This is a genomic window from Pedobacter namyangjuensis, assembly GCF_003313325.1.
GTDB lineage: Bacteria > Bacteroidota > Bacteroidia > Sphingobacteriales > Sphingobacteriaceae > Pedobacter > Pedobacter namyangjuensis.
Map to the genome: position 1 here is coordinate 1 of NZ_QMHQ01000011.1, position 1,215 is coordinate 1,215.

The 1,215-nt window shown below is 46.0% G+C and carries 1 protein-coding gene; it reads right to left on the reverse strand.

Annotation, left to right across the window (positions count from 1 at the left end; genetic code table 11):
- Positions 1 to 306 precede the first annotated feature (306 nt).
- Positions 307 to 1,215, reverse strand: a 909-nt coding sequence (locus DUT69_RS18960; protein WP_240186769.1) for an IS110 family RNA-guided transposase, incomplete at its 5' end; no start/stop codon positions are given.

Sequence of the window (1,215 nt, forward strand, 5' to 3'; positions counted from 1 at the left end):
CCAAGATCCGTTGGTTGCTACAAAAGCAAGTGCGTTGCAAAAAGTAGTGCAGCAAGTTGTTTCCGAGGCGGAAGAGCGATTTGCTAAACGGTAGTGCGGGATTTTTAGGCATTGTGGTCATTCAAACGTAAGACGCAACCCTAATCGATAGCTTTATGGGATCTTTCCCTATTGGCGCTTTGTCATTCTGAGCGCAGCGAAGAATCGATTAATATTTATTAGATGTCTCGTAACCTCGACATGAACTGTGTTTAAATCCAAATAAAAATTAAAATTTGCTAAAATAATATTCTGTTTGATTTAGCATTAGGCAAGTTCTGCTTTATAGGCTTCACCTGATTTAGCTATGGCAAATACCTGCTTAATAAGTTTATTGACCGCTGCTATCAGTGCCACCCGATATGATTTCCCCCTGCTCCTTAATCTTTCGTAAAGATCTTTGCAGGATTTGTTGCAGCGTATGGCCGAGGTAGCGGCCATGTATAGAACTTTTCTTATCTGCCCCATTCCCATTTTGCAGATATGCCCCCTACCTTTCACGCTTGCCCCCGATTCATATATCCTTGGTGCCAGTCCGAAATAGGATATGACCTGCCTATGGTTTTCGAACATGCTAAAGCCATCTGTAGCGGTGATGAGCATAGAGACACTCCTTGGCCCTATGCCCGGTATGCTCCTGATATTGGTAGCCATTTCCGCATAGTCCTGCTTTATCAGTTCTTCTATCTGAAGCTCCATATCCCTAATTCTTTTATCATGGCCTTCCAGTTCCCCCCTTATTTCATCGTTGAGCAGCTTGTCCATTGTGCCCGCAGCCTCAAATGCATGCAACTGGTTGGACAGCATCTGCCTGCGCTGTTTTAGTCCCCCAAGGTAGGTTTCCAGGTTTCGGATGCGCTGGATTGCCTCCTTTGGCGGCTCCCACGGCCTGGGACTGGTCATCTGTGCAAACTCTGCTATAACCAGGGCATCCTTCCTATCCGTTTTTGTCCGGGACATCCGCATCTGTGCAAACCTGCGTACAGCCAGGGGTTTACTACCGAGACCCTTATGCCTGAACCATGCACAAATCTTGCCAGCTGGAAATAGTAGGGGCCCGTGGCCTCCATTGCAACATGGGTATCCACAATATGCGGCAGCATATCCATAAAACCTTCCATGTTGTTTGTAAACCTGTCCGTAAAAGCTAATTTTCCTTCTTTTAGAACGGCAATA